Origin of the sequence: Nocardia sp. NBC_01009 (assembly GCF_045208035.1) — a bacterium.
Taxonomy (GTDB): domain Bacteria; phylum Actinomycetota; class Actinomycetes; order Mycobacteriales; family Mycobacteriaceae; genus Nocardia.
The window spans coordinates 2166468-2179676 of the sequence record NZ_CP108695.1; the positions used below are offsets into that span (position 1 = coordinate 2166468).

The 13209-nt window shown below is 64.3% G+C and carries 16 protein-coding genes; 14 read left to right on the forward strand and 2 right to left on the reverse strand.

All coding sequences use genetic code 11. The annotated features are described in order from the left end of the window. The first annotated feature begins 35 nt into the window (after positions 1-35). Positions 36-704, forward strand: a complete 669-nt coding sequence (locus OHA42_RS09545) for a TetR/AcrR family transcriptional regulator (protein ID WP_406236277.1) — start codon at positions 36-38, stop codon at positions 702-704. Positions 705-954: 250 nt separating this feature from the next. Here the strand turns inward: OHA42_RS09545 and OHA42_RS09550 are convergent, their stop codons facing one another. Both OHA42_RS09550 and OHA42_RS09555 read right to left on the reverse strand, forming a co-directional pair. Beyond that, complete coding sequence (locus OHA42_RS09550; RefSeq protein WP_406236279.1) at positions 955-2988, reverse strand: M13 family metallopeptidase; 2034 nt, start codon at positions 2986-2988, stop codon at positions 955-957. A gap of 95 nt (positions 2989-3083) precedes the next feature. Beyond that, positions 3084-5129: a M13 family metallopeptidase gene (locus OHA42_RS09555; RefSeq protein WP_406236281.1), complete on the reverse strand. Its 2046-nt coding sequence runs from the start codon at positions 5127-5129 to the stop codon at positions 3084-3086. Positions 5130-5475: 346 nt separating this feature from the next. On the opposite strand from OHA42_RS09555, the gene rplN reads away from it, so the two are divergent. The 13 genes from rplN to map all read left to right on the forward strand — a co-directional run bounded on the left by rplN (position 5476) and on the right by map (position 12594). Further along, positions 5476-5844, forward strand: a complete 369-nt coding sequence (rplN, locus tag OHA42_RS09560) for a 50S ribosomal protein L14 (RefSeq protein ID WP_040686591.1) — start codon at positions 5476-5478, stop codon at positions 5842-5844. 1 nt (position 5845) lies between these two features. Beyond that, positions 5846-6163, forward strand: coding sequence for a 50S ribosomal protein L24 (gene rplX, locus OHA42_RS09565; protein ID WP_328409219.1), 318 nt, complete (start codon positions 5846-5848; stop codon positions 6161-6163). 1 nt (position 6164) lies between these two features. Then, complete coding sequence (gene rplE / locus OHA42_RS09570; protein ID WP_328409221.1) at positions 6165-6728, forward strand: 50S ribosomal protein L5; 564 nt, start codon at positions 6165-6167, stop codon at positions 6726-6728. Between the two features lie 2 nt (positions 6729-6730). Next, complete coding sequence (locus tag OHA42_RS09575; protein ID WP_188829844.1) at positions 6731-6916, forward strand: type Z 30S ribosomal protein S14; 186 nt, start codon at positions 6731-6733, stop codon at positions 6914-6916. Between the two features lie 132 nt (positions 6917-7048). Next, positions 7049-7447 (forward strand): 30S ribosomal protein S8, encoded by a 399-nt coding sequence (gene rpsH, locus OHA42_RS09580; RefSeq protein WP_014981717.1) that lies wholly within the window; start codon positions 7049-7051, stop codon positions 7445-7447. A gap of 14 nt (positions 7448-7461) precedes the next feature. After that, on the forward strand, positions 7462-8001 hold the full coding sequence (gene rplF, locus OHA42_RS09585) for a 50S ribosomal protein L6 (protein ID WP_328409224.1): 540 nt from the start codon (positions 7462-7464) through the stop codon (positions 7999-8001). A 2-nt stretch (positions 8002-8003) separates the two neighbouring features. Then, positions 8004-8411, forward strand: a complete 408-nt coding sequence (gene rplR / locus OHA42_RS09590) for a 50S ribosomal protein L18 (protein ID WP_328409226.1) — start codon at positions 8004-8006, stop codon at positions 8409-8411. Between the two features lie 31 nt (positions 8412-8442). Further along, entirely contained in the window at positions 8443-9102 is a 660-nt protein-coding gene (gene rpsE, locus OHA42_RS09595) for a 30S ribosomal protein S5 (RefSeq protein WP_406236286.1), read from the forward strand. Continuing rightward, positions 9102-9281 carry a 50S ribosomal protein L30 gene (rpmD, locus tag OHA42_RS09600; RefSeq protein WP_062983142.1) on the forward strand — a complete coding sequence of 60 codons (180 nt, stop codon included), beginning with the start codon at positions 9102-9104 and terminating at the stop codon, positions 9279-9281. The genes rpsE and rpmD overlap by 1 nt, the downstream gene beginning before the upstream one ends. A gap of 1 nt (position 9282) precedes the next feature. Beyond that, positions 9283-9726: a 50S ribosomal protein L15 gene (rplO, locus tag OHA42_RS09605; RefSeq protein ID WP_406236288.1), complete on the forward strand. Its 444-nt coding sequence runs from the start codon at positions 9283-9285 to the stop codon at positions 9724-9726. A gap of 164 nt (positions 9727-9890) precedes the next feature. Next, positions 9891-11213 (forward strand): preprotein translocase subunit SecY, encoded by a 1323-nt coding sequence (gene secY / locus OHA42_RS09610; protein ID WP_406236290.1) that lies wholly within the window; start codon positions 9891-9893, stop codon positions 11211-11213. Beyond that, positions 11210-11755, forward strand: a complete 546-nt coding sequence (locus tag OHA42_RS09615; protein ID WP_328409234.1) for an adenylate kinase — start codon at positions 11210-11212, stop codon at positions 11753-11755. The genes secY and OHA42_RS09615 overlap by 4 nt, the downstream gene beginning before the upstream one ends. A 38-nt stretch (positions 11756-11793) precedes the next feature. After that, a complete protein-coding gene (map, locus tag OHA42_RS09620; RefSeq protein WP_406236293.1) occupies positions 11794-12594 on the forward strand; it encodes a type I methionyl aminopeptidase in 801 nt (266 codons plus the stop codon). The last annotated feature ends 615 nt before the right edge of the window (positions 12595-13209 follow it).

Genomic DNA, 13209 nt, shown 5'->3' on the forward strand with positions numbered 1-13209 from the left:
ACACATCCGTTCGGCGATGGGCGATGATGGACCTCATGCCGAACCCGTCGCCGCAGCACAACCGCACCGGAAGGCCCCCGCGCATCTCCCTGCCGGAGATCCTCGCCGCGGCCCATGCGGTCATCGATGCCGATGGCGTCGAGAAGCTGACGATGCGTCGTCTCGCCACGGAACTCGCCTGCACCCCGATGGCGCTCTACCACCACGTGCACGACAAGGAAGACCTACTGCGGCTGCTGCTGAACGACTACGCCGACCAGGTGGTCTGGCCGCCACTGCCGGATGCGCCACGCGAGCGAATCCTGGTCGCCGCCAGGGCAATGCACGAGGTGCTCGCCGCACGCTCGTGGATCGTCGAGGTCCTCGTCTCCGACGACCTCTTCGGCGTCTCGGCACTCTGGATCAGCGAAACCATCATCGATGCCGCCATCGCGAGCGGCCTCGGTCCCGATCGGGCCGTGCAGGCCTACCGCGTGATCTGGCACTACACCGCGGGCGACCTCATAGTTCGCGCCAAATCCGAGCGCCGAGCCGCCGAAAGCCGTCCCACCTACCGCGAATCGGTCTTCGTCGACCTCGACCCCGAAACCCTGCCCCGCCTAGCCGCTCTCGGTCCGCGCTGGGTCGAGCTCACCGCGGTGGATACCTACGAATACGGACTGCGGGCTTTGGTCGACGGACTACTCGCAGGCAGCGAAAGCTAGTGCCCTCGAGGGCTTAGGCGAACACGGGAGCCCGGCACGCCTGCCGCGCTCGGTGCTCGATAGGCCGAACTGCACAGCGTTCAGGTTCCGACGCGTAGATTCTCGACCGGGGGTACCCAGCCGGTCGAAGGCTCGCTTCGCTTCGAAATCGCCGATGGTGCATAGAGATTCGGTCAACCACAGGCGACGAAAACCGGCAGCCCGGCGTGCTGCCGGGCTGCTCGTCGGACGCTGGATAGCCGCGAAGCGCTCAGAAACTGACGCGCTGGTTCTCCGGCATGAACAACTTGTCGCCTTCCTTCACCCCGAAGGTCTTGTAGAACTCGGCGAGGTTGCGCATCACCTGGTTGCAACGGAATTCGTTGGGAGAGTGGGTGTCCTGCAGTTGACTGATGGTGGCTTCCTCGGTCTGCTTCTCGCGCCAGCTGCGGGCATGGGAGAAGAACATCTGCTGGAAGTCCGGCTCTTCGCCTTCCCGCTTCGCCGCGATGCGGTAGGCCTCCAGCGCGATCTGGAGCCCACGCAGATCGGCGAGGTTCTCGCCGACCGTGAGCGCGCCGTCGACGTGGTACTTGGGGTCGAGGCCCTCCGGGACAAGCGGGTTGTACTGGTCGATCAACTGCTTGGTCTTGGCTTCGAACGCGGCGAGATCCTCGGAGGTCCACCAGTCGCGCCGGTTGCCGTCGGCGTCGTACTTGGCGCCCTGATCGTCGAAGCCGTGCCCGATCTCGTGGCCGATGGTGGCCCCGACCGCACCGTAATTGACCGCTGTGGTGGCGTCCTTGTCGAAGAACGGCGGCTGCAAATAAGCGGCCGGGAAGGTGATCTGGTTATTCGTCGGGGAGTAATAGGCGTTCACCGTCTGCGGCGACATGCCCCATTCGGCTTTATCGACGGGCGTGCCGAGCCGGTTGAAGGCCTTCTTGGACTCGAAAGCATTGATCGCGCGCAGGGATTCGATCAACTTGCCCCTGGTGATCTTCAAATCGGAGTAGTCGTCCCACTTGTCCGGGTAGCCGATCCTGGCCTCGATCTTGTCGAGCTTGACGATGGACGCTTCCTTGGTCGGCTGCGACATCCAGGTGGAATGGGTGAAGTTGTCCTTGTACGCGGCCATGAGGTCGGCGACCATTTCCTTGGCGCGGTCCTTGGCCTCCGGCGGAAAGTGCGCGGCGACATACAGTTTGCCGAGTTGGTCGCCGAGATTGTCGTCCACGACGCCGACCGCCGACTTCCACAGCTCTGGGCGTTCGTCGAGCCCGCTCAGCACCCTGCCGACGAAATCGAAGCGCGCATCGGCGATGGCCTTGGGCAGGAAGCGGGCGAAATTCGCCGTCACGCTCGTGCGCAGGTACTCCCGCCAGACAGCGATATCGACGTCGGCCCACAGCTGCGCCACCCCCGTCACGAACGACGGCTGGGAAACCACGATCTTGTCGAACAGCTGGCGCGGCCGGTCGGTATTGCCCGCCATCCAGGGCTCCCAGTCGAATTGCGGTCCGAGCGCGGTCAGCTCCGACCAGCTCATCAGGTTGTAGGTGGCGTCGGTGTTCCGATTGCGCACGCTGTCCCAATGCACGGCCGCGATCTTGGCCTCCAGGTCGACCACCCGCTGCGCCAGTCCGGTCGGATCGGCGAAGCCCGCGGCCGCGGCCATCTTTTCCATGTAGGTCTTGTAGCCCGCGAGCTGCGTCGTGAACTCGGGTTTGCGGTAGTACTGCTCGCTGAGGCCGAGGCCGGACTGGCTGATGGTCGGGATGTAGGCGTTGGAGTTCTTGCGATCAATGCCGATACCGATGCCGATCAGACCCGAGATGGGCAGTTCGGCCATCACCTTGGCCAGGTCCGGTTTGGTCGCGGCGCCGTCGATCTTGGCGTACAGATCGGCCAGCGGGGTCATCCCGAGCCGTTCGATCGTGTCGAGATCGAGGCGCGCGTCGTAGAGGTCGCGAATCTGCTGCGCCTCCGAGCCCGCCTTCGGATCCTCGATGCCTTCGATGATCGCCCGCAACTGGTCCAACGTGCGGTCGGAAGCCTCGCTGATCGCACCGACGGCGGCCTTGTCCGGCGGCAGCTGGTACTCCCGCAGCCACTTGCCGTTGACGTGCCGATACAGATCGTCCTGCGGCCGGATAGCGCCATCGGCGCCACCCAGATCGACACCGGTGAGCTGCATGTTGTGGTTCTTCGAGCACGAAGCCAACGCGACGGCGGCCGGTACGACCCCCAGCGCGACCAGGAAGGCACGACGGTCCAGCTGGCCGGGACGACCGTTTGATGTCACGAGGATTCCTCTCCCGATGCGGTGTCCCGCATCCTCGTCAGGCGCGATATTGCTTGCCCGAGGCTACCTGTCTCCGGTGGCGCGGGCCCGGCGTATCAGAGCGTGACCCGCTGGTCCTCGGGCAGGAACAGCCGGTCGGCGGCGGTGACGCCGAAGGTGCGGTAGAACTCGGGGATATTGCGGATCACCTGATTGCATCGGAATTCATTGGGGGCGTGGACGTCCATGGCCAGGCGCAGTTGCTGCCGCTGCTCGGTCGACTTGTCCCGCCAGATGCGCGCCCAGGACAGGAACAGCGTCGGGTAGTCGGGGTCGCCGGTGCCGTCGTGCTGTCCCGCGATCCGCAGGGCCGCCAGCGCGATGCTCAGTCCCCGCAGATCGGCGAGGTTCTCGCCGACGGTGAGTGCGCCGTCGACGTGCTTTCTCGGATCGAGGCCGACGGGAACGAGCGCGTTGTACTGCGCGATGAGCTGCGCGGTCTTGGCGTCGAACGCGGCCCGATCCGCCGGGGTCCACCAGTCGCGCAGGTTGCCGTCGGCGTCGTATTCCGATCCTTGGTCGTCGAAGCCGTGACCGATTTCGTGACCGATGATCGCGCCGATCGCGCCGTAGTTGACCGCCGCCTGAGCATCCTTGTCGAAGAACGGTGGCTGCAGAATAGCGGCGGGGAACGAAATCTCATTGGCGCTCGGGTCGTACATGGCGTTCACCGTCTGCGGCGATATGGCCCATTCGGCCCTGTCGACCGGTGTGCCGAGTCGCGCGAACATCCGCTTGCGCTCGAAAGTTTCTGCCGCGCGGAGGGATTCGATCAGTTTGCCCCTGGTGATGTGCAGTCCGGAGTAGTCGATCCAGGTGTCCGGATAGCCGATCTTCGCGACGATCTTGTCCAGTTTGGCGATCGATGCAGCCCTGGTCGGCGGCGACATCCACGACGAGTTGGTGAAGTTGTCCCGATAGGCGGCCATGAGATCGGCGACGAGCGCCTGCGCCCGTTCCTTGGCGATCGGCGGAAAGTACTTGCCCACATAGAGTTTCCCGAGCGGCTGGCCGAGCGTGTCGTCGACGGTGTCGATCCCGTCCTTCCACGACTCTTGACGCTGTTGCTGGCCTTGCAGCGCCTTGCCGATGAAGTCGAAGGCGGCAGCGGAGATGACTTCGGGTAGTTCGGCCGCGAATTTCTTTACCACGGCCATGCGCAAGTATTCCCGCCAGCTCGCGATGTCGACCTCGGCCCAGAGTTGCCCCGCCGCTGCGACGAAAGACGGCTGCCCCACCACCACCTTGTCGAACAGCTGCCTGGGCCGGTCGGTACTACCCGCCAGCCACGGTTCCCAGTCGAATTGTGGTGCGAGCGAAGGTAATTCGGTCCAGCCGAGCAGGTTGTAGGTGGCGTCGGGATTGCGCAGCCGAACGTCGTCCCAATACCCGGCGGCAATCCTGGTCTCCAGCGCGAGCACGCGCTGTGCCGTGCCCGACGGATCGAGGAAGTCTGCACCGGCGGCGATCCGCTCCAGATAGGTTCGGTAGGCCGCCAGCTGCTCGGCGTATTCGGGCTTCCGGTAGTACTGCTCGCCCATGGTCGGATCTATGCCGGATTGGCTGATCATGGCGATGTAGTCGCCGGAGTTCTTCTGGTCGACCGCGACCCCGAGCCCGATCAGGCCGCCGACCGGCAGCGCGCCCATCACCCGGGCGAGGTCTGCCTTGGTCGCGGCGCCGTCGATCGCGGCAAACAGGTCGGCAAGCGGAGTGCTGCCCAGTCGCTCGATCTCGTCGAGATCGAGCCTGGCATCGTAGAGATCGCGGATCTGCTGTTCGGCCGACCCTGGCTTCGGGTCGCGAATGCTGTCGACGATCTCGCGCAACTGCTGCTGGACACGGTCGCGGACCTCGTCGAACGAGGTATACGACGGCCGGTCCGCCGGCAGCTGATAATCGCGCAGCCAAGTCCCGTTGACGTGCCGGTATAGATCGTCTTGTGGACGAATCGCCTGGTCGGCACCGCTCATGTCGACCCCGGTCGGCGGCGACGCCGCATCCCTGGAGCAGGACGCCAGAACCGCGGTGGCGGGAATCACTCCGAGTGCGATCAGGAAAGCTCGACGATCGAATCGAAACGGACCGGCAGACGAACTCAAGAAACCCCTCTTCCAGCGGCGATATCGAATACAGGTGGCACTTTTGGTGATCATGCCCAGGACCGAGGGTAGTAACGAGAGGGCTCGCGAGCACTGATCGGCAGGGGTTTCACAGCTGAATGTCAGGGTTGCCGAAATGGACCCGATTTTGGGATGACCAGCGGATTCCCCTACACTGAACCGGTTGCCTGCGGGAGCTATGCCCGCAATCCGGCCGTGAACCCCCAGTGGTTGGGTCACCGAGATCCACATAACCGCTGGCAGGCGCGCGTTCGGGTGGCAGCAGGACCATGCCCGTCGGGTCGGCAATCCGGCGTGCGTATACATCCAGGTCAAGGAGGCTGAAGTGATTCAGCAGGAGTCGCGACTGCGCGTCGCCGACAACACGGGTGCGAAGGAAATTCTTTGCATCCGCGTGCTCGGTGGCTCGTCACGTCGCTATGCCGGCATCGGCGACATCATCGTCGCCACCGTCAAGGACGCTGTCCCTGGCGGCAACGTCAAGAAGGGCGAGGTCGTCAAGGCCGTCGTCGTGCGCACCGTCAAGGAGCGCCGCCGCCCGGACGGTTCCTACATCAAGTTCGATGAGAACGCCGCCGTGCTCATCAAGGCGGACAACGACCCGCGTGGCACCCGTATCTTCGGCCCGGTCGGCCGCGAGCTGCGCGAGAAGAAGTTCATGAAGATCGTTTCGCTGGCCCCGGAGGTGCTCTGACATGAAGGTGCACAAGGGCGATACCGTGCTCGTCATCTCGGGTAAGGACAAGGGCGCCAAGGGCAAGGTCATTCAGGCCTACCCGGCGACCGGCAAGATCCTGGTCGAGGGCGTGAACCGGATCAAGAAGCACGTCGCGGACTCCGCGAACCAGCGTGGCGCCTCCTCCGGTGGCATCGTGACCCAGGAAGCCCCGATCCAGGTCTCGAACGTGATGGTCGTCGATTCCGATGGCAAGCCGACCCGTGTCGGTTACCGCACCGATGAGGAGAGCGGCAAGCGGGTCCGGATCTCCCGTAAGAACGGGAAGGACATCTGACATGACTACCTCTGAGAAGACCCAGCCGCGCCTGAAGGCGCGCTACCGCGCCGAGATCAAGGACGCGCTGAACGGCGAGTTCGAGTACGCCAACGTGATGCAGATCCCCGGCGTGGTCAAGGTCGTCGTCAACATGGGTGTCGGTGACGCCGCCCGTGACGCGAAGCTGATCAACGGCGCCATCAAGGATCTGGAACTGATCACCGGTCAGAAGCCCGAGGTCCGCAAGGCGACCAAGTCGATCGCGCAGTTCAAGCTGCGTGAGGGCATGCCCATCGGTGCGAAGGTCACGCTGCGTGGCGACCGCATGTGGGAGTTCCTCGACCGCCTGGTCTCCATCGCGCTGCCCCGTATCCGCGACTTCCGCGGCCTGTCGCCGAAGCAGTTCGACGGCAACGGCAACTACACGTTCGGCCTGAGCGAGCAGTCGATGTTCCACGAGATCGACGTGGACTCCATCGACCGTCCGCGCGGTATGGACATCACTGTCGTGACCACCGCGACGAACAACGAAGAGGGCCGCGCCCTTCTCAAGCACCTCGGCTTCCCGTTCAAGGAGAACTGACGATGGCCAAGAAAGCACTGCGTATCAAGGCCGAGGCCAAGCCGAAGTTCGGCGTCCGCGCCTACACCCGTTGCCAGCGCTGCGGTCGTCCGCACGCTGTCTACCGCAAGTTCGGCCTGTGCCGTGTCTGCCTTCGCGAGATGGCGCACCGCGGCGAGCTGCCGGGCGTGCACAAGAGCTCCTGGTAGCCACCACCAACTTCCGTCGTCCCGGCGCCAGCGGGGTCACGACGGGAAACTAACCCCAACTTCGTGATAGGCCCACGGGTCCTTCGGGCTCTTGCATGGGAACCGTTGCGAGAAAGGTAAACGGTCAAAAACATGACCATGACTGATCCGATCGCAGACTTCCTCACTCGTCTGCGCAACGCCAACTCGGCGTACCACGATCAGGTGAAGGCGCCGCACTCGAAGCTCAAGGCGAACATCGCCGAGATCCTCAAGCGCGAGGGCTACATCGCCGATTACCGGACCGAGGACGCGACCGTCGGCAAGAGCCTCGTCGTCGACCTCAAGTACGGCCCCAGCCGTGAGCGCAGCCTGCAGGGCCTGCGTCGCGTCTCGAAGCCGGGTCTGCGTGTGTACGCAAAGTCCACCAACCTGCCCAAGGTCCTGGGCGGCCTCGGCGTGGCGATCATCTCCACGTCGACCGGTCTGCTCACGGATCGCCAGGCGGCCAAGCAAGGTGTAGGCGGGGAAGTCCTCGCCTACGTCTGGTAAGGGGAGGTAGGACAATGTCGCGTATCGGCAAGAAGCCCATCGCAATTCCCGCGGGCGTCGATGTCACCATCGATGGCCAGACCGTGTCGGTGAAGGGTCCCAAGGGCACCCTGTCGCACACCGTCGCCGAGCCGATCACCGTCGCCAAGGGCGAGGACGGTCAGCTCGAGGTCGCCCGTCCGAACGACGAGCGCCAGAGTCGTGCACTGCACGGCCTGACCCGCACCCTGGTCTCGAACATGGTCGAAGGTGTGACCAAGGGCTACGAGAAGAAGATGGAAATCTTCGGCGTCGGTTACCGCGTGCAGGCCAAGGGTTCGAACCTCGAGTTCGCTCTCGGCTACAGCCACCCGGTCCCGGTCGAGGCCCCGGAAGGCATCACCTTCGCGGTGGAAACGCCCACCAAGTTCTCTGTGTCCGGAATCGACAAGCAGGCGGTCGGCCAGATCTCCGCTGTGATCCACGGACTGCGCAAGCCCGACCCGTACAAGGGCAAGGGCATCCGCTACGCCGGCGAGGTCGTTCGCCGCAAGGTCGGAAAGACGGGTAAGTGATCATGGCGCAAACCGAAAACCAGAAGGCCAAGCGCGTCCCGCGCGGCAAGGATGTGTCGACCACGCGTCGGCTGTCCAAGACGCGTCGTCACTTCCGTCTGCGCAAGAAGGTCGTCGGCACCACCGAGCGTCCACGCCTGGTGGTCAACCGCTCCTCGCGTCACCTGCACGCACAGCTCATCGACGACTCGGTCGGCAAGACCATTGCCGCCGCGTCCTCGATCGAGGCCGATGTGCGCGCCGTGGACGGCGACAAGTCGGCCAAGGGCAAGAAGGTCGGCGCGCTGCTGGCCGAGCGTGCCAAGGCTGCCGGTGTCGAGGCCGTCGTGTTCGACCGCGGTGGTCACGATTACCACGGCCGGATCGCCGCGCTGGCGGACGCCGCTCGCGAAGGTGGGTTGAAGTTCTGATGACTGCAAACATTTACGGAAGGAACGTCTGATGCCGGGACGTCAACGGCGTGACGGCGGCAGCGGACCCGCCGGACAGAATGGTGCGGCCCCCGAGGGCGGCCGCGACAACCGTCGCGGTGGCGGCGATCGTCGCGGTGGCGGCGATCGTCGCGACAACGCGGCCGAGAAGAACCAGCTCGAGCGTGTCGTCGCGATCAACCGCGTCTCCAAGGTCGTGAAGGGTGGTCGTCGCTTCAGCTTCACCGCCCTCGTGATCGTCGGCGACGGCAACGGTCTGGTCGGCGTCGGCTACGGCAAGGCCAAGGAAGTTCCTGCGGCCATTCAGAAGGGTGTCGAGGAGGCTCGCAAGAGCTTCTTCCGCGTCCCGATGATCGGCAGCACCATCGTCCACCCGGTTCAGGGTGAGGCGGCGGCCGGTGTCGTCATGCTGCGTCCGGCTTCGCCCGGTACCGGTGTGATCGCCGGTGGCGCGGCTCGTGCCGTGCTGGAATGCGCTGGCATTCATGACATTCTGGCGAAGTCGCTCGGTAGCGACAACGCCATCAACGTCGTGCACGCGACGGTCGCCGCGCTCAAGATGCTGCAGCGTCCGGAAGAGGTCGCGGCTCGCCGTGGCCTGCCACTCGAGGATGTCGCTCCGGCGGGCATGCTGCACGCGCGCGCTCAGGCAGCGGGAGGTCACAGGTAATGGCGGATCTCAAGGTGACCCAGATCAAGTCGTCGATCGGCGCCAAGGCGAACCAGCGGGAGAGCCTTCGCACGCTCGGCCTGCGGAAGATCCGCCAGACCGTGGTTCGTGAGGACAATCCTCAGAACCGTGGGCTGATCAACGTCGTGCGCCACCTCGTAACAGTTGAGGAGGTCTGACATGACCATCAAGTTGCATCACCTGCGTCCGGCTCCCGGCGCCAAGACCGAGAAGACCCGGGTGGGTCGCGGTGAAGGCTCCAAGGGCAAGACCGCGGGTCGTGGTACCAAGGGCACCAAGGCTCGCAAGAATGTTCCGGCCTCCTTCGAGGGTGGGCAGATGCCGCTGCACATGCGGCTGCCCAAGCTCAAGGGCTTCACGAACCGATTCCGTACGGAATACCAGGTTGTGAATGTCGGCGCGATCGCCAAGTTGTTCCCCGAGGGTGGCGAGATCGGCAAGGCCGAGCTCGTTGCGGCCGGCGCGGTTCGCAAGAACCAGCTGGTCAAGATTCTCGGTGACGGCGAGATCGGTGTCGCGGTCCAGGTGACCGTCGATAAGGTCACCGGTGCCGCCAAGGAAAAGATCACCGCGGCCGGTGGCACTGTCACCGAGCTGGGCTGACGGTACTCTGCACAGAGTGGCACCGGACGAGTGAAGGCTCGTCCGGTGCCACTGTTAGAGTTCAATTGTTGTCTGCCAAGCCTCGTCATGGGATACCGGCGCCTTCCGACCAGGACATCGCTGAAATATCCATGGCATGACCATGTCGTTCGCCAGGAGGATCTGTGCTTTCCGCCTTCGTATCGGCCTTCCGGACTCCGGACTTACGGCGGAAGATTCTCTTCACGCTGGGGTTGATCGCGTTGTACCGCTTGGGTGCCGCGCTGCCGTCCCCCGGTGTGGATTACAAGGCCGTCCAGGAATGTATCGACCTGGTGTCCGGCGGTGAGTCCGGCGGTATCTACCAGCTGATCAACCTGTTCTCCGGTGGTGCACTGCTGCAGTTGTCGGTCTTCGCGATCGGCATCATGCCCTACATCACGGCCAGCATCATTATTCAGCTGTTGACCGTGGTCATCCCGCGGTTCGAGGAACTGCGAAAAGAAGGCCAATCAGGCCAGAACAAGATGACGCAGTACACCCGGTATCTGTCGATCGCCCTCGCGATCCTGCAGGCCACCGGTCTGGTCGCGCTCGCGGCCCGCGGTCAGCTGCTGCAGGGCTGCCAGCAGGACATCCTGGCCGACACCAGCATCTTCGGCATGATCATCATCGTGCTGGTGATGACCGCCGGTGCGGCACTGGTGATGTGGTTCGGTGAGCAGATCACCGAGCGCGGCGTCGGCAACGGTATGTCGCTGCTGATCTTCTCCGGTATCGCCGCCCGTATCCCGTCGCAGGGCAAGGGCATTCTGGACAGCCGTGGCCCACTGGTCTTCGGCCTCGTCTGCGCCGCCGCGCTCGCCATCATCGGCGCGGTCATCTTCGTCGAGCAGGGCCAGCGCCGGATTCCGGTGCAGTACGCCAAGCGAGTCGTCGGCCGCAAGATGTACGGTGGCTCCTCGACCTATCTGCCGCTGAAGGTCAACCAGGCAGGCGTCATCCCGGTGATCTTCGCGTCATCACTGCTGTACCTGCCGAACCTGGTCGCCCAGCTGACAACGTCGAAGGGGACGACCGATCAGAGCTGGTGGCAGGAGATCATCCAGAAATACCTGGTGAATCCGGGCAACCCGGTGTACATCGCGATCTACTTCGGTCTGATCGTGTTCTTCACCTACTTCTATGTCGCGATCACCTTCAATCCGGAGGAACGCGCCGACGAGATGAAGAAGTTCGGCGGATTCATTCCGGGCTACCGCCCCGGTAGGCCGACCGCCGACTATCTCAATTTTGTGCTGAGCCGCATCACCCTCCCCGGCTCGATCTACCTCGGTCTAGTGGCAGTGCTGCCCAATCTGTTCCTCGACATCGGCTCGTCCGGTGGTGCGCAGAACCTTCCGTTCGGCGGCACCGCGGTGCTCATCATGGTGAGCGTCGGCTTGGACACGGTGAAGCAGATCGAGAGCCAGCTGATGAATCGAAATTACGAAGGGTTCCTCAAGTGAGAGTTGTACTTCTCGGTCCGCCGGGTGCAGGCAAGGGCACCCAGGCCGTCCTGCTTTCGGAAAAGCTGGGCGTCCCGCACATCTCCACCGGAGACCTGTTCCGTGCGAACATCAGCCAGCAGACCCCGCTGGGGCGCGAAGCGCAGAAGTACATGGACGCCGGCGATCTGGTGCCCAGCGATGTGACCAACCGCATGGTCGAGGCCCGCGTTGCCGAGCCCGACGCCGTCAACGGTTTCGTGCTCGACGGCTACCCGCGCACGGTCGATCAGGCCGACGCGCTGGAGAAGATCCTCGCCGACATGGACACCAAGCTCGACGCGGTGCTGTGCTTCGTCGTTGCCGAGGACACCGTGGTCGAGCGGATGCTGGCCCGTGGCCGCGCCGACGACAACGAAGGCGTGATCCGCAACCGGCTCCGGGTGTACCGGGACGAGACCGAGCCGCTGCTGGAGCACTACGACGGGTTGGTCGTCACCGTGGACGGTGTCGGCGAGGTCGACGAGGTCAACGCCCGCGCATTGCGCGCACTCGGCCACTGATGCCGCTTACCGCACCAGCGATGGGACACTGAACCGTCATGGTTTTCGGTCGTAAGAACAAGAAGGTGGTGCCGTTCCGCACCGCGGGCGAGCTGGACGCCATGGCGGCGGCAGGCGCCATCGTCGGCCGCGCGCTCGTCGCGGTGCGCGATGCCGCAAAGCCCGGTGTCAGCACCCTGGAGCTGGACGAGGTCGCCGAGCAGGTGATCCGCGATGCGGGTGCGGTGCCATCCTTCAAGGGCTACCACGGGTTCCCCGGTTCGATCTGCTCATCGGTGAACGACCGTGTGGTGCATGGGATTCCGACCGCCGATGAGATCCTGACCGACGGCGATCTGGTCTCCATCGACTGTGGCGCGATTCTCGACGGCTGGCACGGTGATTCGGCGTGGACGTTCGGCGTCGGCCCGATCATCGACGCCGATCGGCTGCTCAGCGAGGCAACCAAGCTGTCCATGGAGGCCGGTATCGAGGCAATGCTGCCCGGTAACCGGCTGACGGACGTCTCGCATGCCATCGAGCTCGGCACCCGCGCCGCGGAAGAAAAGCACGGTCGCGCCTACGGCATCGTCGACGGTTACGGCGGGCACGCCATCGGCCGCGAAATGCACATGGATCCGTTCCTCGCGAACGAGGGCGACCCGGGTAGAGGGCCGAAACTCGTTGTCGGATCTGTCCTTGCGATCGAGCCGATGCTGACGTTGGGCACCACCCAGACCAAGGTGCTCGGCGACGATTGGACCGTGGTGACCATCGACGGCAGCCGTGCCGCACATTGGGAGCACACGGTTGCCGTCACCGAAGACGGACCGCGCATTCTGACGTTGCGTCCGGAATAGCTGACCGACCGGCCCCGGTGGCCGACTGACCGTGAAATACGTTGGCGTCAGTGACATCGACGATGCCCCACATTGGTGGCGTCGTGACATTATGCGGCGCCGAACTTTTGCGGTGCCTCGACATCGACAAGTTACGATCCTCCGACATCGAACACGCTCCGACATCGACAGAGATTTGAGATCGGCGCCACTTCGACAATGATGAAGCGGCACATCGACCGATGCCCCGACGTTGACGGTGCACCGATGTCGATCATCCGCCGACATCGACGACGGACCCGGCGAGCCGATACCCAGGGCACACCGACACTGACAAAGCGTCGACATTCGGGGCGCTCCGACGTTGGGGTGCACCGACATCGACGACCGAGGGCGGGTGGACGCTACGCGGCGAGGCCCGATACGCACCGACGCCGCGGGTAGTCCGCAGGGCGATTACGCCTCGCGACACCCGCGTCGACACAGTGGTCGATCAGCCGGTGTCACCGGGCGATACCCCAGCTCATCGCTGGATCGGTGACGTCGTTCCTTCCACCCGCGTCTGCACGTCCGGCTTCGCCTTTCGGTCGAGCAGTCGGTTCGAACGCTGTGGTGTGTCAGTGGTTTTCTTTCCCT

What these genes read in the sequence shown, in the direction of transcription:
- OHA42_RS09545 (WP_406236277.1), top strand. Translation starts at nt 36, where the DNA reads ATGCCGAACCCGTCGCCGCAGCACAACCGCACCGGAAGGCCCCCGCGC.
- rplX (WP_328409219.1), top strand. Translation starts at nt 5,846, where the DNA reads ATGAAGGTGCACAAGGGCGATACCGTGCTCGTCATCTCGGGTAAGGAC.
- rplE (WP_328409221.1), top strand. Translation starts at nt 6,165, where the DNA reads ATGACTACCTCTGAGAAGACCCAGCCGCGCCTGAAGGCGCGCTACCGC.
- OHA42_RS09575 (WP_188829844.1), top strand. Translation starts at nt 6,731, where the DNA reads ATGGCCAAGAAAGCACTGCGTATCAAGGCCGAGGCCAAGCCGAAGTTC.
- rpsH (WP_014981717.1), top strand. Translation starts at nt 7,049, where the DNA reads ATGACCATGACTGATCCGATCGCAGACTTCCTCACTCGTCTGCGCAAC.
- rplF (WP_328409224.1), top strand. Translation starts at nt 7,462, where the DNA reads ATGTCGCGTATCGGCAAGAAGCCCATCGCAATTCCCGCGGGCGTCGAT.
- rplR (WP_328409226.1), top strand. Translation starts at nt 8,004, where the DNA reads ATGGCGCAAACCGAAAACCAGAAGGCCAAGCGCGTCCCGCGCGGCAAG.
- rpsE (WP_406236286.1), top strand. Translation starts at nt 8,443, where the DNA reads ATGCCGGGACGTCAACGGCGTGACGGCGGCAGCGGACCCGCCGGACAG.
- rpmD (WP_062983142.1), top strand. Translation starts at nt 9,102, where the DNA reads ATGGCGGATCTCAAGGTGACCCAGATCAAGTCGTCGATCGGCGCCAAG.
- rplO (WP_406236288.1), top strand. Translation starts at nt 9,283, where the DNA reads ATGACCATCAAGTTGCATCACCTGCGTCCGGCTCCCGGCGCCAAGACC.
- map (WP_406236293.1), top strand. Translation starts at nt 11,794, where the DNA reads ATGGTTTTCGGTCGTAAGAACAAGAAGGTGGTGCCGTTCCGCACCGCG.